Genomic DNA, 21,245 nt, shown 5'->3' on the forward strand with positions numbered 1-21,245 from the left:
GGAGCGGGCTTGCCCCGCGATAATGTGCAGGCTTCACCGGCCTCATCGCGGGGCAAGCCCGCTCCTACTGCGGCTGAATCAACGCCACCAGCGTCCACCCTGGCCCAGGCTTCAGCACACTGTCCGGCCCGAACACATGCACCCAGCCGCTGCCATCGCGGGCAAACAGCGGGTTCGCCCGCTCGCCATGCAGCGCCTGATAGTCCGCCCATCCAAAGGTTTCGGTCAGGTGCGTGCTGTACAGCTCCGCTCCGTTGTTGAGCAAACCGGCCAACTGCCCGTAGGTCAGCGGCTGGCTCCCCAGCGTCTGCCCGCGATGCTCATCGCTGGCCCGGTGCTTGTCGCTGCGCTTGGCCTCCAGGCCGCTGGCCAGGACAAACAGCCGCTGCGGGCCAAAGTCATGGCGAAAACGGGTGCAGGCCAGGGTATTGAGCTCGCCCGCCGGCGACAGCCCGAGCAGATGGCCCAGGCCCACCAGGTCCAGGTGCGCATCGGCATGCTGCGAGGCAGGGTGGCCAAAGTAAGTCGGCAAGCCCTCCATGCGCGCGGCGCGGATGTTTTCCCAGCTGGAATCGGCCAGCAGCACCCGGCAATCCAGCTGCTGCAGGGCCTTGGCCACGGCCCGGGCCAGCGGGTTGGCGCCGACGATCAGAAAGCCGCTGGGGGCGGGCTCGGCAACCTTGAGCAGGCGCGCCAATGGCCGCGAGGTGGCGCTCTGCAGCACCACGGTGCCGATGATCACGGCGAAGGTCAGCGGCACCAGCAACAGGGCGCCTGCATGTCCGGCTTCGTCCAGGCGAATGGCAAAAATCGCCGACACTGCTGCGGCAACGATGCCGCGTGGGGCGATCCAGGCGAGCAGGGCGCGTTCGCGCCAGTTCAGTTGCGAACCAAAGGTCGACAACGCGACGTTCAGCGGCCGGGCAACGAACTGGATGACCAGCAGCAAGGCCAGTACCGCCGGGCCCAGGCCAATCAGGGCATCCAGGTCCAGGCGCGCAGCCAGGAGGATGAACAGCCCGGAGATCAGCAGCACGCTGAGGTTCTCCTTGAAGTGCAGGATCTGTCGTACATCCACGCCCTTCATGTTCGCCAGCCACATGCCCATGAGGGTGACCGCCAGCAGTCCCGACTCGTGCATTACCTGGTTGGAGGCAATGAAAATCCCCAGCACCGCCGCCAGCGAAGCCAGATTGTGCAGATACTCCGGTAACCACTGGTGACGGATTACCTGGCCCAGCAACCAGCCGCCGGCCACGCCGAAACCGCTGCCGCAGACAATCACCCCGGCAAAGGTCACCAGGCTATGGCTCAGGCCCTCGCCGGCGGCGCTGGCGATGATGAAGCTGTACACCACCACCGCCAGCAGCGCGCCGATCGGATCGATGACGATGCCTTCCCAGCGCAGGATGTTGGCGATGGCCGCCTTGGGCCGCACCACCCGCAACATCGGTACGATCACCGTCGGCCCGGTGACCAGGGTCAGGGTGCCGAACAGGGTAGCCAGCATCCAGTCAAAACCCAGCAGCCAATGGGTGGCCAGGGTAATCAGCAACCAGGTCGACAGCGCACCGAGGGTGACCATGCGCTGTACCACGCTGCCGATGTCTTTCCACTGCGACAGGTGCAGGGTCAAGCTGCCCTCGAACAGGATCAGCGCCACCGCCAGTGATACCAGCGGCATCAGCAGCGGGCCGAACAATTCTTGCGGGTCGAGCCAGCCGAGCACGGGGCCGGCGAGAATGCCGCTGAGCAGCAGGAAAAGAATCGCTGGCAGTTTCAGGCGCCAGGCCAGCCACTGGCAGCACAATGCGGCCAGACCGATACCACCAAATGCCAGCAATATCTGTTGTTCGTTCATTCAGGCTCCCTATGCCGGCAGTGTTATGGAAGACTAGCGGCAATTCGTCGTTTTCGTCGCCTGCCGCAGAGTTGTCATGCCCGCTATTGAACATCCGCTTATCGATCAGTTCCTTGACGCCCTGTGGCTGGAAAAGGGCCTGGCCGACAACACCCGCGATGCCTACCGCAGCGACCTGGCGCTGTTCAACGGCTGGCTCAAGGAGCAGGGCGTCGAGTTGCCCCATGCCGGGCGCGAACTGATCCTCGATCACCTGGCCTGGCGCCTGGAACAGGGCTACAAGCCGCGTTCGACGGCACGCTTTCTCTCCGGTGTGCGAGGGTTTTATCGCTACTTGCTGCGGGAAAAACTGATTGGCGTCGACCCGACCCTGCAGGTGGAAATGCCGCAACTGGGTCGGCCGTTGCCCAAATCTCTGTCGGAAGCCGACGTCGAGGCCTTGTTGCAGGCGCCGGACCTGAGCGAGCCGATCGGCCAGCGCGACCGGGCCATGCTCGAAGTGCTCTACGCCTGTGGCTTGCGCGTCACCGAACTGGTCAGCCTGACCCTCGACCAGGTCAACCTGCGCCAGGGCGTGCTGCGGGTGATGGGCAAGGGCAGCAAGGAACGCCTGGTGCCCATGGGTGAAGAGGCGGTGGTGTGGATCGAGCGCTACCTGCGTGACGGGCGCAACGAGCTGCTCGGTGGGCGCCCCAGCGATGTGCTGTTCCCCAGTCAGCGCGGCGAGCAAATGACCCGCCAGACCTTCTGGCACCGCATCAAGCACCAGGCGCTGGTGGCCGGTATCGACAAGAGCCTGTCGCCGCACACCCTGCGCCATGCCTTTGCCACGCACTTGCTCAACCACGGCGCCGACCTGCGCGTGGTACAGATGCTGCTGGGCCACAGCGACCTGTCGACCACCCAGATCTACACCCATGTGGCCCGTGCGCGGCTGCAGGAACTACACGCTTTGCATCACCCTCGGGGTTGACGCTCGGGCGATCATCCAGCAGATTCCGACACCTCAAACGCTCGATATGGAAATCAAGCATGACCAGGTTCAAGTGCCCTGCAGCCGTGCCGTTGCCGGTCAGTAATGTCTGACGCCCTGTGGGCCGCCCGCCAGGGCGATGCGCTGATGCACACCTCGATGATGGCCGACATCGTCAGCGGCGTGCTGGAGGTGGCCGCCAACGTCGCCATCGGCGTGCTGGCCACCGCGGCGGTGACCGCGGCGCTGGGCCTTACCGTGGCTACCGGCGGCCTGGGCTGCTTCGTGCTGGGTGCAGTGGTGGGCATTGTGGTCGGCGTGGCCATGAGCAAGACCGGGGCCGACAAGGGCTTAAGCAGTTTATGCGAGGGCATCGGCAACTTTTTGTTCCCGCCCTCGGTGCAGGCCAACATCCTCACCGGCTCGAAGAATACCCACACCAATGGCAAACCGGCCGCACGCGCTGCAGGCGTCATCGTTGCCGCCGCTGCGCCCGCCGGCAGCGACGCGGCTCAGCCGCCGGCCGAGGAGGAGGAAGAAAGCTTCCTCGACATGGCCAAGGGCTTTTTTTCGCAGATGTGGCGGCCTACGGTCGCCAGCCCGGCGCCGAACACCGAGCCTGCCGACGACGACAAGATCCTCTGCAGCAAGCACCCGCCGATGCCGCCGCAGTACCTGGCCGAAGGCTCGAGCAAGGTCACCATCAACGGCCACCCGGCCTGTCGCAGCGGCGATCGCAGCACCTGCGAGGCGGTGATCGTCGACGCCGGGCTGATCTCCGATAACGTGCGCATCGGCGGCGGCTCGATCGTGGTCCGTGAGATTCGCAGCGGCAAGACCCCGGGCATCGGCCTGGCGATTACCGCCTTGATGATGCTGCGCGGGCGCGGCGGCAAGTTCTACAGCAAGTTCGGCTGCATGGCGATTGGCGGCATCAGCAGCGCCGTCACCAGCCAGGTGACCGGCGCGATCACCAGCGCCATCGCCGGCTCACCCAACCCGGTCCACAGCCCCACAGGCGCCAAGCTGTTGAGCGGCGAAGCCGAACTCGATTTCAGCCTGCCCGGACTGATCCCGCTGGACTGGCAGCGCTACTACAACAGCCGGGATGAACGCCGCGACGGCCTGTTTGGCGCTGGCTGGAGCGTCGACTACGAAGTCTTCGTCGCCATCGAAGCGCACCCTGAAGGCGGCGAGCGCCTGCTGTTCACCGACGAACAGGCACGGGTCGTCGACATGGGCCATATCCCTCGTGGTGATGCCGTGTTCAGCGCCGGCGAAGGCCTCAGCGTGCGGCACGCGCACAATGGCGAGTTGCTGATCGAAAGCGTCGACGGCCTCTATCGCCTGTTCCAGCCAACCCCGGGTAACCCGCAACGCCTGCGCCTGGCGCAACTGGGTGACCGCAACGACAACCGCATCTACCTGGACTACGACACCAGCGGACGATTACTACGCTTGCGTGACACTTTCGATGAGGTCCAGGTGCAGCTGGTTTACAGCGCCCAGTGGCCGGCACGGGTCAGCCATATCGAGCGATGGTACCGCGACGAGTCGAGCGAACTGCTGGTCAGCTATGCCTACGACGGCAACGGCGACCTGGCGGAAGTGCGCGACGCCAGCGGCCAGGTGCAACGACGCTTCGCCTATGACCAGGGCCGGCGCATGGTCGAGCACCAGTTGCCCAGCGGCCTGCGCTGCTTCTACGAATGGACTCGTGCTGCAGACGACTGGCGCGTGACCCGACACTGGACCGACGACGGCGACGAATACCGCTTCGACTACGACCTCGAAGCCGGCATCACCCGGGTCACCGACGGCCTGCAGCGGGTCAGCAGCCGCCACTGGAACCCGCAGTACCAGATCACCCAGTACACCGACGCCCTCGGCCACACCTGGCATTTCGAGTGGAACGACGAACGCCAGCTGCTGGCCGCCACCGACCCGCAGGGCGGGCAATGGCAGTATCTGTACGATGAATCCGGCAACCTCTGCGAAAGCATCGACCCACTGGGTCGCAGCGAGGCGACCCAGTGGCTGGAACACTGGTCGCTGCCCCGGGTACAGACCGACAAGGCCGGCAAGCGCTGGAGCTATCGCTACGACCAGCGCGGCAACTGCAGCAGCGAAACCGACCCGCTAGGCCACACCACCCGCTACCGCCATGACGAACGCGGCCAGGTGGTGGAGATCATCGATGCGGCGGGCAAGCACAAGCACCTGCGCTGGAACGAATTGGGCCTGCTGATTGAGCAGGTCGATTGCTCAGGGTATCCGACCCGCTTCAGCTATGACCGGCGCGGGCATCTGCAGGCTGTCACCGATGCCCTCGGCGAACGCATGGAGTATTCGTACGACCATAAGGGAAGGCTGCTCAAAAGGGTGCTGCCCGACGGCCGCAGTGAACATTACCTGCACAATGCGCGCGGCCTGCTGGATCGTTACATCGACCTGGCCGGGCATCCCACTCATTACCGCCATGACCGTCGTGGTCAGGTATGCGAGCGAATCGATGCCCATGGCCGCAACGTACAGCTTGCCTACGATGCCTACGGTCGTCTTCAGGCCCTGACCAATGAAAATGGTGAAAGCTACCGGTTTGCCTGGGACCTGGGGGATCGCCTGACGCTGCAGCAGAATCTGGATGGCAGTGCCAAGCGCCTTTGCTATGACGCCCTCGATGACATCCGCCAGGTGCAATTCATCCCGGCGCCGGATGGCAGTCATCAGCAACCAATCACCCACAAGCTGGAGCGGGATGCGGCGGGGCGGTTGATCGCAAGGCATACCGATGATGGTCTTGCTTCGTATGCTTATGACCCTCTCGATCAACTGACGGCGGTGAGCTTTACCGACAACATGGGCAACAGCGAACAACTGGCCTTCGCTTATGATGCTTTCGGCCAACTTGTCGAAGAACACAGTGCCAATGGTGTGCTGAAGCATCACTACGACGAACTCGGCAACCTGATCCAGAGCCAGCTGCCTGATGGTCGCTGGCTCAACCGGCTGTATTACGGCAGCGGTCACCTGCATCAGCTAAATCTCGACGGCAAGGTGATCAGCGACTTCGAGCGCGACCGCCTGCACCGCGAAGTGCTGCGCACCCAGGGGCGTATCAGTACCCGCAGCGAGTACGACCGCAGCGGTCGTTTGCGTTCACGGCTGCGCCGCCCCAACCACCAGCCGCCGCAACTGCCGGCTGCGGTGCAGCAACGTTTCGACTTCGATCCCGCAGACAACCTGATCAGCCGCTTCAACCAGCAGCCCGGTAGCCAGCACCAGCAATTACTGCATTACGATGCCAGCGGGCGGATCATGGCCAGCCAGGACGCCGGCCAGGGCCAAAGTGAAGCCTTCGCCTACGACGCCGCCGCCAACCTGCTCGATGGGCCGCAAGCCGGCATCGGCCTGGTGCGCCATAACCGCGTGCTCACCTACCAGGACAAACGCTATCGCTACGACGGCTTCGGCCGCCTGATCGAGAAACGCAGCAGCCGGCGTGGCATCCAGCACTTCAGCTACGACGCCGAGCACCGCCTGATCCAGGTGCGCAGCCAGCATGGTGGGCGCGAACGGGTACTGAACATGCGCTACGACCCGCTGGGGCGGCGTGTCGAGAAAAGCGAATACGACGATCAGGGCAATCTGCTCGACCAGACCCGCTTCGCCTGGGATGGCCTGCGCTTGCTACAGGAGCATCGATACAGCCAGACCAGCCTGTACCTGTATGTTGAAGGCAGTCACGAGCCATTGGCGCGGGTTGACGGCACGGGGCTGCACCAACAGGTGCGCTACTACCATAACGATCTCAATGGCCTGCCCGAACAGCTGACGGATGACAGTGGCGAAGCAGTCTGGCAGGCGCGGTATCAGGTCTGGGGCAATACCCTGCAGGAAGTGCGTGAGGCGCATTTCATCGAGGAACAGAACCTCAGATTCCAGGGCCAGTACCTGGACCGTGAGACGGGCCTGCACTACAACACGTTTCGGTTTTATGACCCGGATATCGGGCGGTTCACCCAACCCGACCCGATTGGCTTGTTGGGAGGCTCCAATCTCTATCAATACGCTCAGAATCCAGTACGGTGGATCGACCCGCTAGGATTGGAAACGACCCTGTACAGGTCCATGAGCCTTGATGAATATTCCAGCCTAATGAAAACCGGAACATGGTCATCTCACGGAACCATGGAAGGAAAGTGGTTCGCTGAGTCCTATAAAGACGCTGTGACGTGGGGGAAAACGATGGGGCATGGCGGTGATTTCCGGATTGTTCAGGTAAAAGTACCTGACAAAATTGCTAACGCGGCATTCTCTAGTGCAAACCTAGATGCAATTGGTAAAGCTAGGTACATAGAGATCAGTGATCTCAATAAAGCTAAAGTCAAACCGAAATGGACTCGCCGGATAGCTTGTGGAGGAAAATAAAATGAAAAAAATTGTTGATGTCAGAGTGCGTTGGGTCGATGAGCAATTAGGCGGGAAAGCCGTGCTGCCTCACAAAACACCTTTCTATGTTACGACCGACCTGCTTCGAAATGAATCAGGGATAGAGACGAACTGGAGTCTAGTGTTGGAAATAGAAAGCAATACAGAAGATGTCGGTAGCAGAACCGGTCTTGGTAAAGCCTATTTTCTGGTGGAGAACGCGCCATCCTCTTTACTAAGAAAAGGGTGTTCTTTGAAAGTGTATGAAGGCAGACGGTACGTTGCAGTGGTTGAGGTGGTTTAGCTGTTCCAGCTGTAACGGCTGGGTGAGTATCCGCTGTCGAAGGTTGAAAAATGAATATAGTTCAACGCCTGGCTTTAAATTACCCGTTGGCTTTTTTGCAGATGCCGGCTGGCTGGGCAGTAGTCAAGAATAGCTTCATTGACGCTGATCCCAATATCCTTGATGGGATCGATAACCCGCTTGAGCAAATGATGGTTCGAGCGAATTTTTTCGACTCCGATATTTTTTATGCGTTCAGCGAATACGTTACGGGTGATCGCAGTCAGATCAAAGCAACCATTGATGTCTGGTGTCGTCCATCTGACAGGGACGTATCGCTTGTCAGCTATGAACTCACTTTTTCCTTGTACAAGAACAAGTCGAAAAACAGTTACTTCAGTACGCAGCAGTTAGCTCAGGATAGGCATAGCACGGTAAGGCTCATCAACCACTGGATGAGTTCATTTTCACTAAAGTTTGTCCATGCGTTTGACAGCGATCTCGAAAGCTGCTTTTCGGTGGATTCAAGTAAAGGTTAAGGCATTTTTGAAATGCTAGACATCTCCTATCTGTCGGATGTACTAGGCGACAAGCCCTACCTTCAACTGAGTGACGCTGAGGTGAAGCGTGTGCAGGGCGCATTTATTGAATTGCGTGAAAAGACGGGGCTTTATATCGATCCTTATGGGCGATCCAGGATTTATCCCAGGCAGCAGAAGATGTTGATTGCGCTGCTGTTACAGGACATTGATCGCGATGTGTTTGCTTTTGTTGATTTTCTGAAAGTCTCCAGTGATGCAGATGAGGTCTTGCTGGCAGACGGTGATTGATAGCTGAGGTAGACGCTGACCGCTGGCGCACGCAGCCTTGCGCTCCCGATCGAGCACGCCTCCGACCACCGCCGCTTCTGTGGTAGGCTTGGGCGGTTTGCACCGAGGGCCGCAATGACACCCCGTTTTCAGTACGGGCGTGCTGCATCCGGCCCCCTGTCCGCCTTCAGGAGTTCCCATGCGCGTGACCCAGATTTTCGCCGCCGCCGCCCTGGCGCTGGTCAGTACTTTTGCCGCTGCCACCGACAACGCCGAGCAGGCGATCCGCAAGACCCTGCAGTCCCTGGAACTGGGCGTGCCGGTCGACAGCGTTGCCACCAGCCCGCTCAACGGTCTGTATGAAGTCAAGCTCGAAGGCGGCCGCGTGCTGTACGCCAGCGGCGACGGCCAGTTCGTCATGCAGGGCTACCTGTTCCAGATCCAGGACGGCAAGCCGGTCAACCTGACCGAGAAGACCGAACGACAGGCCATCGCCAAGACCATCAATGCCATTCCAGCGGCCGAGATGGTGGTTTATCCTGCCAAGGGCGAAACCAAGTCGCACATCACGGTGTTTACCGACACCACCTGCCCGTACTGCCACAAGCTGCACGCCGAAGTGCCTGAGCTCAACCGTCGCGGTATCGAAGTGCGCTACGTCGCCTTCCCGCGTCAGGGCCTGGGTTCGCCGGGTGACGAGCAGTTGCAGGCGGTCTGGTGCTCGAGCGACCGCAAGGCGGCGCTGGACAAGATGATCGACGGCAAGGAAATCAAGGCCGCCAAGTGCGCCAACCCGGTCGGCAAGCAGTTCGCCCTGGGCCAGTCGATCGGCGTCAACGGTACGCCGGCCATCGTCCTGGAAAACGGCCAGGTGATTCCGGGCTACCAGCCGGCACCGCAAGTGGCCAAGCTGGCCCTGGCCAAGTAATTCAATCTGAAGCCGTCACCTTGGGGTGGCGGCAGTTTCACGATCGGCTGCCAGCCGGTCGTTTCATGGGGAGTTCACAGTGAAACCGGTCAAAGTAGGCATCTGTGGGTTGGGGACCGTCGGTGGCGGTACCTTCAATGTACTTCAGCGTAACGCCGAGGAGATCGCCCGCCGTGCCGGGCGTGGTATTGAAGTGGCACAGATTGCCATGCGTTCGCCAAACCCGAATTGCCAGATTACCGGTACCCCCATTACCGCTGATGTGTTCGAGGTCGCAACGAACCCGGAAATCGACATTGTCATCGAGCTGATCGGCGGCTACACCATCGCCCGCGAACTGGTGCTCAAGGCCATCGACAACGGCAAGCACGTGGTCACCGCCAACAAGGCGCTGATTGCCGTGCACGGCAACGAGATTTTCGCCAAGGCTCGCGAGAAGGGCGTCATCGTCGCTTTCGAAGCGGCCGTAGCCGGCGGTATCCCGGTGATCAAGGCGATCCGCGAAGGTCTCTCGGCCAACCGTATCAACTGGGTGGCCGGGATCATCAACGGCACCGGCAACTTCATCCTCACCGAAATGCGTGAAAAAGGCCGTGCGTTCCCCGACGTGCTGGCCGAAGCCCAGGCCCTGGGTTACGCCGAAGCCGATCCGACCTTCGACGTCGAAGGCATCGATGCCGCGCACAAGCTGACCATCCTGGCGTCCATCGCCTTTGGTATCCCGCTGCAGTTCGACAAGGCCTACACCGAAGGCATCACCCAGCTGACCACCGCTGACGTGAACTACGCCGAAGCGCTGGGCTACCGCATCAAGCACCTGGGCGTGGCCCGCAGCACTGCCAACGGCATCGAACTGCGCGTGCACCCGACGCTGATCCCGGCCGATCGCCTGATCGCCAACGTCAATGGCGTGATGAACGCAGTGATGGTCAACGGTGACGCTGCCGGTTCCACCTTGTTCTACGGCGCCGGCGCCGGCATGGAACCGACCGCTTCGTCGGTGGTGGCTGACCTGGTCGACGTGGTTCGCGCCATGACCTCCGACCCGGAGAACCGTGTACCGCACCTGGCCTTCCAGCCAGACTCGCTGTCGGCCCACCCGATCCTGCCGATCGAAGCTTGCGAAAGCGCCTACTACCTGCGCATCCAGGCCAAGGATCATCCGGGCGTGCTGGCCCAGGTGGCGAGCATCCTCTCCGAGCGCGGCATCAACATCGAATCGATCATGCAGAAGGAAGTCGAGGAACAGGACGGCCTGGTGCCCATGATCCTGCTCACTCATCGAGTGGTCGAACAGCGCATGAATGATGCCATCACCGCCCTGGAAGCCCTGCAGGATGTGGTCGGCAACGTGGTGCGTATCCGCGTCGAACAACTCAACTGACAACAGCGGCAAGCGGCAAGCTACAAGCTGCAAGATCACAGCGGGACTGCGGTGACTTGCAGCTTGAAGCTTGAAGCTTGAAGCTCAAACCGAAGGTTTGCAAAAATGCGCTACATCAGTACCCGCGGCCAGGCACCGGCCCTGAACTTTGAAGACGTGCTGCTGGCAGGCCTTGCCAGCGACGGCGGCCTGTACGTGCCAGAAAACCTGCCGCGTTTCACCCAGGAAGAAATCGCTTCCTGGGCCGGCCTGCCGTACCACGAACTGGCCTTCCGGGTGATGCGCCCGTTCGTCACCGGCAGCATCGCCGATGCCGATTTCAAGAAGATTCTCGAAGAAACCTACGGCGAGTTCGCCCACGCCGCGGTCGCGCCGCTGCGTCAGCTGAACAGCAACGAATGGGTGCTGGAACTGTTCCACGGCCCGACCCTGGCGTTCAAGGACTTCGCCCTGCAACTGCTCGGCCGCCTGCTCGACCATGTGCTGGCCAAGCGTGGCGAGCGCGTGGTGATCATCGGCGCCACCAGCGGTGACACCGGCTCTGCGGCCATCGAAGGTTGCCGCCGTTGCGACAACGTCGACATCTTCATCCTCCATCCGCACCAGCGCGTGTCGGAAGTTCAGCGCCGGCAGATGACCACCATCTTCGGCGAGAACATCCACAACATCGCCATCGAAGGCAACTTCGACGACTGCCAGGAAATGGTCAAGGCCAGCTTTGCTGACCAGGGCTTCCTCAAGGGCACTCGCCTGGTGGCGGTGAACTCGATCAACTGGGCACGGATCATGGCCCAGATCGTTTACTACTTCCACGCAGCCCTGCAGTTGGGCGGCCCGGCGCGTTCGGTGGCGTTCTCGGTACCGACCGGCAACTTCGGCGACATCTTTGCCGGCTACCTGGCGCGCAACATGGGCCTGCCGATCAGCCAGCTGATCGTCGCCACCAACCGCAATGACATCCTGCACCGCTTCATGAGCGGCAACCAGTACGTCAAGGAAACCCTGCACGCGACCCTGTCGCCGTCCATGGACATCATGGTTTCGTCGAACTTCGAACGCCTGCTGTTCGACCTGCACGGGCGCAACGGCGCGGCCATTGCCGGCCTGATGGACAACTTCAAGCAGGGTGGCGGCTTCAGCGTCGAAGAAGACCGCTGGACCGAAGCGCGCAAGCTGTTCGATTCGCTGGCCGTCGATGACGCGCAGACTTGCGAAACCATCGCCGAAGTCTTTGCCCAGACTGGCGAAGTGCTCGACCCGCACACCGCGATCGGCGTAAAGGCCGGTCGCGAGTGCCGCCGCAGCCTGGATACGCCAATGGTGGTACTGGGCACCGCGCACCCGGTCAAGTTCCCGGAAGCGGTGGAGAAGGCCGGGGTCGGCAAGGCCCTGGAATTGCCTGCGCACCTGAGCGACCTGTTCGCCCGCGAAGAAAAATGCACGGTACTGGCCAATGACCTGAAAGCCGTTCAGGCCTTCGTCAGCCAGCACGGTAATCGCGGCAAGCCGCTCTGATCGACTGATCGGCACATGAAAAGCCCGTCTCTGACGGGCTTTTTTATTTCTACACTGGCATTGGTTTGCAGCAACGAATCAGGGGTATCAATGAGCACAGGACGTCGTCGCGCAGCAGGGCTGGTATTGGTCTGCCTGTTCGGGCTAGGTATGGGGCACATGGTGCAGGCCGCGCAGAGTCTGTCCTTTACCCTGGCGCCGCCGTTCACCGAGCTTGAGCCGCTGGCCTTGAGCCGCGCGCAGCAACAGTGGCTGGGGCCGTCGCGGGTGTTGCGGGTGGGCATCTCGTTTGCCGATTACGAGCCGGTGGACATCACCATCGACCGCAATCGCTACCAGGGCATCAGCGCCGACTACCTGAGCCTGGTGTCTGAACGCCTCGGGGTGAAAACCCAGGTACTGGCCTTCGCCAAACGCGAGGAAGCCATCGAGGCGCTGCGCCATGGCGATATCGATGTGCTGACCAGCGCCAATGGCTTCGAGCGCAGTGTGGCGGGCCTGGCGTTTTCCGACGACTACATTCCCGATCGCTCGATGGTCGTGGTGCGCGGTGGCGCGCCAGTGCCGCCACCGTCGTTGGCCGGGATGAAAGTGGTGCTGCTCGATGGCTACGCCGACACCCGGGTCATGCATCGGGTCTACCCCGACAGTCAGGTGCTTTTGGCGCCTAACCTGAGCAGTGCCCTGGAGGCGCTGAACCAGGGTGAGGTGGATGTGTTTATCGGCAACGAGATCATCATCCGCGCCTTCAATGCCTTGCGCCCGTATCTGGGCTTGCAGGTGGTCGGCCCCAGCGCTTTGCCGCCGATCGGCTTCGCCTTTGCCGTGCGCGCCGAGGATCGGCTGCTGCAGGACATGTTCAACGACGCCCTGGCCAGCCTCGATGAGTCGGTGCGGCGCGAGATTCTCGGTCGCTGGACCTCCGGGCTGGGCTCGGACGTGGCGCATCACCGGGTCGAGTTGACCCTGGCCGAACGTGAGTGGATTGCCAGCCACCCGGCGGTCACCGTGGTCGGCAGCCAGTACCCACCCTATCTGTTCCGCAATCGTCAGGGCGCCTGGGTTGGCCTTAACAGCGATGTACTGGCGACCGTCGCGCAAATGACCGGGCTGAAATTCGTCTATGCGCCGTCTGAATCGATAGCCCAGAGCCTGGAGATGCTCAGGAGCGGCCAGGCCGACATGAGCACCACCTTGAGCGAAACCCCGGAGCGCCGCGAGTTTCTCGACTTTACCCATTCCATTGGCGGGCAAAGCTGGGTGTTCATCGTTCGCCAGGCGCAATTGGGCCTGGCGTCCCTGGATGAACTGTCCGGGCAGACCTTGGCGTTGCCGGCGCAGCACGCACTGGAAGGCACCATTCGCCAGGACCACCCCGGTGTTCGCCTACTGTTGGTGGACTCGCTGGAGCAAGCCCGGGAAAAGGTGCGCAGCGGTGAAGCATTGGCGACTATCGACAGCGAAATCGGTGCCTACAGCGTGATCGGCAACGACCCTGTGCTCAAAGTCGGGCGCGGGGTTGAGGGCAAGTGGGCACCGGACAGGTTCTCGGTGCGGCGCAGCGCTCCGGAGCTGGAAAGCATTCTGAACAAGGCTCTGGAAGCCTTCCCGGTCGCCGAGTTGCGCGCCGTACGCATGAAGTGGCTGGGCGCGTTGGCGCCGCCAGCGCCGGCCTGGCAGCGGATTGCGCCGTGGATCTACTGGACTGTGGCTGCAGCGGTGCTGTTTGGGCTGGTGTCGTTGGTCTGGAGCAGCCGCCTGCGGGTGCAGATCCGTCAGCGGCAAAGGGCCGAGCAAGCCCTCAACGACCAGTTGGCCTTCAAGCGCGCGTTGCTCGACGGTATCCCCAATCCGATCTACGTACGTGATCTGGAAGGGCGATTGATCACCTGCAACAAAAGCTATGAGCAAGCCTTCTCGTTGCGCCTGGAAGACGTCAAGGGCCGGCGCCTGACGGACATCGAAGTCATTCCCGAGGCACTGGCCAGACAGTTGCACGCCGATTACCTGAGCCTGCTCGAGGACCCCAAGCCAGTATTCGTTGACCGGCGCATCGAATTCCAGGGCCAGCGCACCGACGCCTACCAGTGGACCGTGCCGTTCTACAGTGCCGACGGCCAACTGCAGGGCCTGCTGGGCGGCTGGATCGACATTACCGAGCGCAAGCAGCTGGAAGCAGCGCTGGTTGAAGCCCGCCAGCAGGCCGAGCAGGCCAACCAGGCCAAAAGTGCATTCCTGGCGACCATGAGCCATGAAATCCGTACCCCCATGGCCGTCATCATCGGCCTGCTTGAACTTGAGCGGGAGACGACCCTGGCGCATGGCCAGGTACCTTCGCAAGGCCTGGAAACGGCTCATCAGTCAGCCCGCGAGCTGATCGCCCTGATCGGTGACAGCCTCGATCTTGCCCGCATCGAGGCCGGCAGCCTGCAACTGGAACCGCAGGCGCGGGCGCTCAAGCCATTCCTCAACGCCATTGTCGAGCAGTTCCACGCCCAGGCCCTCGGTCAGGGGCTGGACCTGCGCCTGCAACTGGCCAGCGAGGCGCAAGGGGTGTACTGGTTCGACCCGCTGCGCTTGCGTCAGGTGCTGGTCAACCTGCTGGGCAACGCCCTGAAGTTCACCCACCTGGGCCTGGTCGAACTACAGGTTAGCCGCAGTGGGCACGACAGCTTGCATGGCGTTGGCCTCAGGCTGTGTGTGCGCGACACCGGCATCGGTATCAGCGCGCAACAGCAAAGCGAGCTATTCCAGCCGTTTGCTCAGGCAGGCGCCGGCGCCGAATATGGTGGCTCGGGCCTGGGCCTGAGCATCTGCCGGCAGTTGGTCGAGTTGATGGGCGGCAGCATTGCCTTGCGCAGCGTGCTGGGCAAAGGCACCGAAGTCAGTGTCGAACTTACCCTCGAAGCCGTGGCCGCCGAACCTGCGCCGCAAGACCCCGCGCCAAGGTTGCCCAGCGGCCCGGCGCGACGGATCCTGGTGGTCGACGACCTGTCGGCCAGTCGCCTGGTGCTCAGCCAGCAACTGGAGTTTCTCGGCCATGAGGTGGTGGCCGTGGAAAACGGTCAGAGCGCTCTGCAGGCCTGGCAGGGCGGCGAGTTCGACCTGGTGCTCAGCGACTGCAACATGCCGGTAATGAACGGTTATGCGCTGGCCCGCGGCATCCGCCGCCTGGAGCGCGGCAGCCAGAGCCCAGCCATCGCCATCGTCGGTTACACCGCCAACGCCATGCAGGAAGAGCGCGCCCGCTGCCTTGAGGCCGGCATGGATGAATGCCTGGTCAAGCCGGTCGCACTTGCCCAGCTGGTCGCGGTGATCGAGCAGTTGGCTCCCCGGCACAGCTTCAGGATGCAGACCCTGCAGAAGATGACCCAGGCCAATACCGCCGTGCTGCAACGCATGCTGGAAGAGTTGCTGAAAAACCTGTGCGAGGAGTCAGCCTTGCTGGCATCTGCCGTCGAGGCGCAGGACTGGGAGCGCATCGGCGTGGCGTTGCATCGCCTCAAAGGCGTTGCCTGCCTGATTGATGCGCTGCCCCTGGCGCAGGCTTGTGCGCAGCTGGAAAGCGCCCGCCAAGGGCGTTCCACGGCATTGGCGACATCGGCATGGACAACGCTGAAGGCTGCGATAGACCAGTTGCAGCAGGACATTCAACAAGAGCTGTGGAAAATGTCGCCTGAACTTTAGGACATGTCCTATGGGCGTCCTAGGCCGATTTTCCTAAAGTTGCAGGGTGCTGTCGTACAGATCGGCTACTGCGGGGAAATATTCATGCGCTCACTGAAGGTTCTGATTCTCGAGGATCATCCTTTCCAACTGATGGCCTTGCATCAGATGCTCAACGCCAATGGCGTCTTCGATGTGCTGACGGCTGAGTCGGTCGAGGGGGCCCGGCAGACCCTGTCCCGGCGTGGGCGGGTCGATATCGCCATCTGCGACCTGCACATGGACGGCCAGGACGGCCTGGAACTGATCCGTCACCTAGCCGACAGCGGGCTTGCCGCGGCACTGATCATCCTCAGCAGTGCCGAGCGTGGGGTGCTCGACAGCGTTGCCGACCTTGCCCGGCAACTGGGCCTGAGGGTCCTCGGCAGCCTGCAGAAGCCGGCCTGCAGCGTTTCCCTGCACAAGTTGTTGCGCCGCTACCTGGATGAGCCCGGCGATACGCCCCCGGCCGTCGCGGTACCGGTACATGCCGAGTTATTGGCCCTGTCAGCGGATGAAGTAGCGCAGAGCAAGGCGCAATGGGTGGTCCACTATCAGCCCAAGGTCGGTTTCGACGGCACTCTGGCAGGCGTCGAGGCGCTGGTACGCTGGCAGCATCCGAGCCTTGGCTTGCTCGGCCCCGGGCAGTTCTTCCCGCTGGTCGAGGGCGCCGGCTTGCTGGAGACGCTGAGCTGGCATGTGCTCGACCAGGCCCTGGCCTTCAGCGTCCGCTTCAGGGAGCACAAGGGGCAGCCATTGCCGGTGGCGGTGAACATCGCACCGCAGATGTTGGTGCGCGACGATTTCGCTGCGCAGGTCATCGCTGCCCTCCAGCGCCATGACGTGCCGGCCAGTGCCCTGACCCTGGAAGTCATCGAAACCCATGGCTGCCAGCTCGACAGTACCCAGCTCGAAGGGCTGCTGCACCTGCGCATTCTTGGCTGCCAGCTGTCGATCGATGACTTCGGCATGGGTGTGTCCAACCTGCAGCGCCTGCTGGAGCTGCCGTTCAGCGAATTGAAACTGCCCAGCGAGTTTGTCCGTGGTATGGCCGTCGATGGCCGCAAGGCGGCGGTGGTGGCCGGTGCCCTGATCATGGCCCGACGCATGGATCTGAAGGTGGTGGTCGAAGGGGTCGAGACGGTTGATGACCTGATGGCGATCAAGGCCCTGGGCAGCCCGGTGATGCAGGGCTATTTCATTGCCCGGCCGATGGCAGGGGAAGACCTTTGCCAGTGGATGCTGGAGCGTGAGTCGGACGAATCCAGACAGCGGCGCAGGGCTTGAACTACCGTTAGCCCAGGCCATGTTCCTGCAGGTAGAGATACAGCGCAGCGTCATTGGCCAGGCCCAGCTTGCGCATGGCACTGACCTTCTGGCTGCTCACTGTCTGTTTGCTACGGTTGAGCAGGGCGGCGATCCGACCGACTGTATGGCCTGCTGCAAGCAGGCGGGCAACTTCCAGTTCCCGTGGCGACAAGGCCGCCTGGTCACGGGCCAGGTCTTCGCGCACGGCACCCTCCTGCAACAGTAACTGCTGCACAGAGTCGGCCAGGTAGATCTTGCCGCGCTGCAGGCGAACTATGGCCTGGGGCAACTCGTCGGCCAGGCTGGCTTTGCTCAGCAGGCCATTGACCCCCAGGGCCAGCATCGCCCGAAACAGCCCGGCGTTGTTGATCATGGTCACCACCAGGATCGGCAATTGAGGGTGGTGCCGACGCAACTGTTCCAGCAGCTTCAGGCCGTCGTTCTGCTGCTCTAGCGGCATCATGAAGTCGGTCACCAGCACGTCGCATTCCACGCCTTGCAACAGTGTCGTGAGCTCCAGTGGACCGCCAGCTTCGCCCACCACGCGAATGCCTGGAATCTGCTCCAGCACGGCACGCAGGCCAATGCGAAAGATCGGGTGGTCATCGGCAAGGATGATGCGCAGCTCACCCGGGGTAGGGTCTGTCACAGGCAAGCTCCGATCAATCCGCTGGATTTCAATCTGTCATTTTTGCCGGGCATGCTGGGTCGAGGAAATCGCACTGATAGAACTTTTCCGGCTGCCTCAGGGTCAGTGAAAGACCCCTTCTCGACAGGTAGATGAACAATGAATGAGATGGAATGTATCAGATTGCTGCTTGGCGAAGCATTGGCGCCTTACCAGGTCAGGCTGGTGCGCTTGAGCGCGGGGTGTGATTTTGATCTGCGCCTGACCGATGAGGCGTCGCGTACCGTCCTCCGGCGCACCGTCAAACCCAGCCAGCTGCAGGACCAGCGCCTGCTGGTCGACCTGGTCGATGGTCTGCAGCGCGACCTGCTGATCGTCGAAGGTCGCCTGCAGCCCTGTGTGATCGCTGCCCAGCGTCACCTGCAGCAAGGCCGCTCGATCAGCGCCGGGGCGTGATGGAACCTTTGCCGGTGGGGGCAATCAGACCTTATAAGGACAGCTGATCGGGATTTTGCTCCGATGTCGTGAAGCTGTCGTGCGAAGCCCCTATGGGCTTCTGTTTAACCCCGGGCGGCCTCCCCACCGCTCGGGGTTTCTTTTTGCCTGCGGATCAGGGCTCAAGGGTGCTCGCCAAACAGACGCAGGCTGTCGTGCAGGTACTGCTCGCGCATTTCCGGGGCCAGCCACTGGGCGTACAGGTCGGGCAAGGTGTCGTCGCGCAGGGGCAGCAACAGCTTGTTGATATGGCTGATGGCTTCGCGCCCGAGGGGCGTGTCGGAGCAGCCGACCCGCAGCAACTGGTACTGCTCGGCACCCTGGATCGGGTAGAAGGCATAGTCATCCGTCGGCCAGCCCTGTTGCTGTAACAGGTAGCGCACCTCCGGCCAGTAGCCAAGCACCAGTTGCAGGCGGTCATGCTGCTGCATCTGCAACAGGCTGGTCACCGCATCATTGCCGTAATGACGGCTGAGGGTAGTGTCGGGCAGGGTCTTGAGCAGTTCATCAACGGCTGCGCTGTAGCTGCGCTGGGCGACTACTCCGAGCTTCAGCGACGTGTTGCCGAGCAGCGCGTGCAGGTCGACCTGATTGTTCTGGAGATAGGGTTCGAGCAGGCGCTGGTCTTTGCGCCGCACCACCAGGCCACTGCTCAACACCCCAAGGCTGGGTATCGAGAAGTGCACGTAGCGCGCTCGTTCTGGCGTCCACAGCAATGTGGGGTCGCAGGTGAAGGTGGATTCCTGAAGCATCTGGATGCCCCGGGCGCGGTTGACCCGGACAATGCTGTGATCGTATTCGGGCATCTGGTCGATCAGCAGCGGCAGCAACCGGTCGATCACCCCCTGGCCTTTGCCCGTGCCTTCAAAAATGGTCAGCGGCGGCAAATCACGCAATAGCCAGAACAAACGCTCCTTGGCCCAGGCCGAGGCCGGCAGGCCAAAGCTCAGCAGCAGACCCAACAACAACGGCAATCCACGACGCACGCTCGCTTGCCAGTGATAGGTCATGTTCGGGTCTCCACCGTTGCCACGGAATTCAAGCAATGTGCCGTTCAGACCGCTCCTTGCGCGCGTAGCCGGGCAATCGCCGCCGCGTCATAGCCCAACCCGGTCAGCAACTGATCGGTGTGCGCGCCCAGTTCCGGGCCAACCCATTCGCTGGAGCCCGGCGTGTCCGAAAGTTTGGGCACGATACCCGGCATCTTGAACGGCTTGCCGTCGGGCAGTTTGGCCTGGAGGAACATTTCGCGGGCAAGGAACTGCGGATCGCTGAACATGTCCTCGGCGCTGTAGATGCGGCTGGCCGGTACCTGGGCGTCATTGAGCACCTGCATCAGCGCATCCAGCGGCAGGGTCCGGGCCCAGCGGTCGATCACCCCGTACAGTTCATCGCGGCGCAGGTCGCGGCCGTCATTGCTGGCCAGGGCCGGATCGTCGGCCAGGTCATCGCGGCCGATGGCCTGCATGAAGCGCTTGAAGATCGCATCGCCATTGGCGCCAATCTGCACATGCTTGCCATCGGCGCTGGTGTGAATGGAGGAGGGGGTGATGCCGGGCATGATGTTGCCGGTACGCTCGCGAATAAAACCGAACACGTCGAACTCCGGCACCATGCTTTCCATCATGGCGAAGATCGCTTCGTACAGGGCCACGTCCACCACCTGGCCCTGGCCGCCGTTGACCTCGCGATGACGCAGGGCCATCAATGCGCCGATTACGCCCCACAACGCTGCAATCGAGTCACCGATGGAGATGCCGGTACGCACCGGCGGGCGGTCCTCGAAACCGGTGATGTAGCGCAGCCCGCCCATGGATTCGCCGACGGCGCCGAACCCCGGCTGGTCTTTCATCGGCCCGGTCTGGCCGAAGCCGGACAGGCGCACCATCACCAGCTTCGGATTGAGGGCGTGCAGCACGTCCCAGCCCAGGCCGAGTTTTTCCAGTACCCCGGGGCGGAAGTTCTCGATCAGGATGTCGGCTTCGGCCAGCAGCTTCTTGAGGATATCCAGCCCTTCGGCGTGCTTGAGGTTGAGGGTCAGCGACTGCTTGTTGCGGGCCTGGACGAACCACCAAAGTGACGTGCCTTCGTACAGCTTGCGCCACTTGCGCAGCGGATCACCGCCATCGGGCGACTCGACCTTGATCACCTCGGCGCCAAACTCGGCGCAGATGCGCGAAGCGAACGGACCGGCAATCAGGGTGCCGAGTTCGATGACTTTGAGGCCGGCGAGGGGTTTGCTGGGCGTAGGCATGAGGCGTCCGTGGCAGCTGGTCAGGGCCCCCGTTTTTATCATAGCTGGGCGCGCCCAGATACTGCCGCGGCGCAAGGAACATGCGGATCGGTTAGACTGGGCGACTTTCCTTGCCGCAAGAAGCCCGTCCATGGCCCAGCCGTCCACCACCTACAAGTTTGAACTGAACCTCACCGACCTTGACCGCGGCGTGTACGAAAGCGTCAAGCAGACCATCGCCCGTCACCCGTCGGAAACCGAGGAGCGCATGGCCGTGCGCCTGCTGGCCTACGCCCTGTGGTACAACGAGCAACTGGCCTTTGGCCGCGGTCTGTCGGATGTGGACGAAGCAGCGGTGTGGGAAAAGAGCCTGGATGACCGCATCCTGCACTGGATCGAAGTTGGCCAGCCGGATGCCGATCGCCTGACCTGGTGCTCGCGCCGCACCGAGCGCACCAGCCTGCTGGCCTATGGCAGCCTGCGCGTGTGGGAAACCAAGGTGGTGCCAGCGGTCAAGAACCTGAAAAACCTGAACATCGCCGCCGTGCCCCAGGAGGTTCTGGAAACCCTGGCCAAGGACATGCCGCGGGCGATCAAGTGGGACGTGATGATCAGCGAAGGCACGGTGTTCGTCACCGACGATCGCGGCCAGCACGAAGTCCAGCTTCAATGGCTGATGGGCGAGCGCTGAT

At 62.2% G+C, this 21,245-nt stretch carries 16 protein-coding genes; 12 read left to right on the forward strand and 4 right to left on the reverse strand.

The window, feature by feature from the left end; genetic code table 11:
* Positions 1-64: 64 nt before the first annotated feature.
* Positions 65-1,861: a cation:proton antiporter gene (locus tag LOY45_RS05405; RefSeq protein ID WP_115088454.1), complete on the reverse strand. Its 1,797-nt coding sequence runs from the start codon at positions 1,859-1,861 to the stop codon at positions 65-67.
* Positions 1,862-1,937: 76 nt separating this feature from the next.
* On the opposite strand from LOY45_RS05405, the gene xerD reads away from it, so the two are divergent.
* The 10 genes from xerD (at position 1,938) to LOY45_RS05455 (ending at position 17,176) form a co-directional block, all read left to right on the forward strand.
* The gene (xerD, locus tag LOY45_RS05410; RefSeq protein WP_233673321.1) at positions 1,938-2,834 is read left to right on the forward strand and encodes a site-specific tyrosine recombinase XerD; all 897 of its coding nucleotides are present in this window, start codon (positions 1,938-1,940) and stop codon (positions 2,832-2,834) included.
* Positions 2,835-2,939: 105 nt separating this feature from the next.
* Positions 2,940-7,265 carry an RHS repeat-associated core domain-containing protein gene (locus LOY45_RS05415; RefSeq protein WP_258578837.1) on the forward strand — a complete coding sequence of 1,442 codons (4,326 nt, stop codon included), beginning with the start codon at positions 2,940-2,942 and terminating at the stop codon, positions 7,263-7,265.
* A gap of 1 nt (position 7,266) precedes the next feature.
* Complete coding sequence (locus tag LOY45_RS05420) at positions 7,267-7,569, forward strand: hypothetical protein (protein ID WP_258578838.1); 303 nt, start codon at positions 7,267-7,269, stop codon at positions 7,567-7,569.
* 50 nt (positions 7,570-7,619) lie between these two features.
* The gene (locus LOY45_RS05425; RefSeq protein ID WP_258578839.1) at positions 7,620-8,087 is read left to right on the forward strand and encodes a hypothetical protein; all 468 of its coding nucleotides are present in this window, start codon (positions 7,620-7,622) and stop codon (positions 8,085-8,087) included.
* Between the two features lie 12 nt (positions 8,088-8,099).
* Complete coding sequence (locus LOY45_RS05430) at positions 8,100-8,378, forward strand: hypothetical protein (protein WP_258578840.1); 279 nt, start codon at positions 8,100-8,102, stop codon at positions 8,376-8,378.
* 178 nt (positions 8,379-8,556) lie between these two features.
* Positions 8,557-9,285 (forward strand): bifunctional protein-disulfide isomerase/oxidoreductase DsbC, encoded by a 729-nt coding sequence (dsbC, locus tag LOY45_RS05435; RefSeq protein WP_036994032.1) that lies wholly within the window; start codon positions 8,557-8,559, stop codon positions 9,283-9,285.
* 79 nt (positions 9,286-9,364) lie between these two features.
* Positions 9,365-10,669 (forward strand): homoserine dehydrogenase, encoded by a 1,305-nt coding sequence (locus LOY45_RS05440; RefSeq protein WP_036994034.1) that lies wholly within the window; start codon positions 9,365-9,367, stop codon positions 10,667-10,669.
* A 105-nt stretch (positions 10,670-10,774) separates the two neighbouring features.
* Positions 10,775-12,184 carry a threonine synthase gene (gene thrC, locus LOY45_RS05445; protein WP_233673325.1) on the forward strand — a complete coding sequence of 470 codons (1,410 nt, stop codon included), beginning with the start codon at positions 10,775-10,777 and terminating at the stop codon, positions 12,182-12,184.
* Between the two features lie 90 nt (positions 12,185-12,274).
* Positions 12,275-15,871, forward strand: a complete 3,597-nt coding sequence (locus LOY45_RS05450) for a transporter substrate-binding domain-containing protein (protein WP_420832710.1) — start codon at positions 12,275-12,277, stop codon at positions 15,869-15,871.
* Between the two features lie 84 nt (positions 15,872-15,955).
* Complete coding sequence (locus tag LOY45_RS05455) at positions 15,956-17,176, forward strand: EAL domain-containing response regulator (protein ID WP_258578841.1); 1,221 nt, start codon at positions 15,956-15,958, stop codon at positions 17,174-17,176.
* A 7-nt stretch (positions 17,177-17,183) separates the two neighbouring features.
* Here the strand turns inward: LOY45_RS05455 and LOY45_RS05460 are convergent, their stop codons facing one another.
* A complete protein-coding gene (locus LOY45_RS05460) occupies positions 17,184-17,846 on the reverse strand; it encodes a response regulator (protein WP_258578842.1) in 663 nt (220 codons plus the stop codon).
* 147 nt (positions 17,847-17,993) lie between these two features.
* Here LOY45_RS05460 and LOY45_RS05465 point away from each other — a divergent pair, with 147 nt between their 5' ends.
* Entirely contained in the window at positions 17,994-18,281 is a 288-nt protein-coding gene (locus tag LOY45_RS05465; RefSeq protein ID WP_258578843.1) for a DUF3509 domain-containing protein, read from the forward strand.
* A gap of 161 nt (positions 18,282-18,442) precedes the next feature.
* Here the strand turns inward: LOY45_RS05465 and LOY45_RS05470 are convergent, their stop codons facing one another.
* Positions 18,443-19,330 carry a TIGR02285 family protein gene (locus LOY45_RS05470; RefSeq protein WP_258578844.1) on the reverse strand — a complete coding sequence of 296 codons (888 nt, stop codon included), beginning with the start codon at positions 19,328-19,330 and terminating at the stop codon, positions 18,443-18,445.
* Between the two features lie 44 nt (positions 19,331-19,374).
* The gene (locus LOY45_RS05475; RefSeq protein ID WP_258578845.1) at positions 19,375-20,574 is read right to left on the reverse strand and encodes a CaiB/BaiF CoA transferase family protein; all 1,200 of its coding nucleotides are present in this window, start codon (positions 20,572-20,574) and stop codon (positions 19,375-19,377) included.
* 130 nt (positions 20,575-20,704) lie between these two features.
* Here LOY45_RS05475 and LOY45_RS05480 point away from each other — a divergent pair, with 130 nt between their 5' ends.
* Complete coding sequence (locus LOY45_RS05480; RefSeq protein ID WP_038996805.1) at positions 20,705-21,244, forward strand: YaeQ family protein; 540 nt, start codon at positions 20,705-20,707, stop codon at positions 21,242-21,244.
* Position 21,245 lies beyond the last annotated feature (1 nt).

It is taken from the genome of Pseudomonas wadenswilerensis (genome assembly GCF_024749185.1).
GTDB classification, from domain to species: Bacteria; Pseudomonadota; Gammaproteobacteria; order Pseudomonadales; family Pseudomonadaceae; genus Aquipseudomonas; species Aquipseudomonas wadenswilerensis.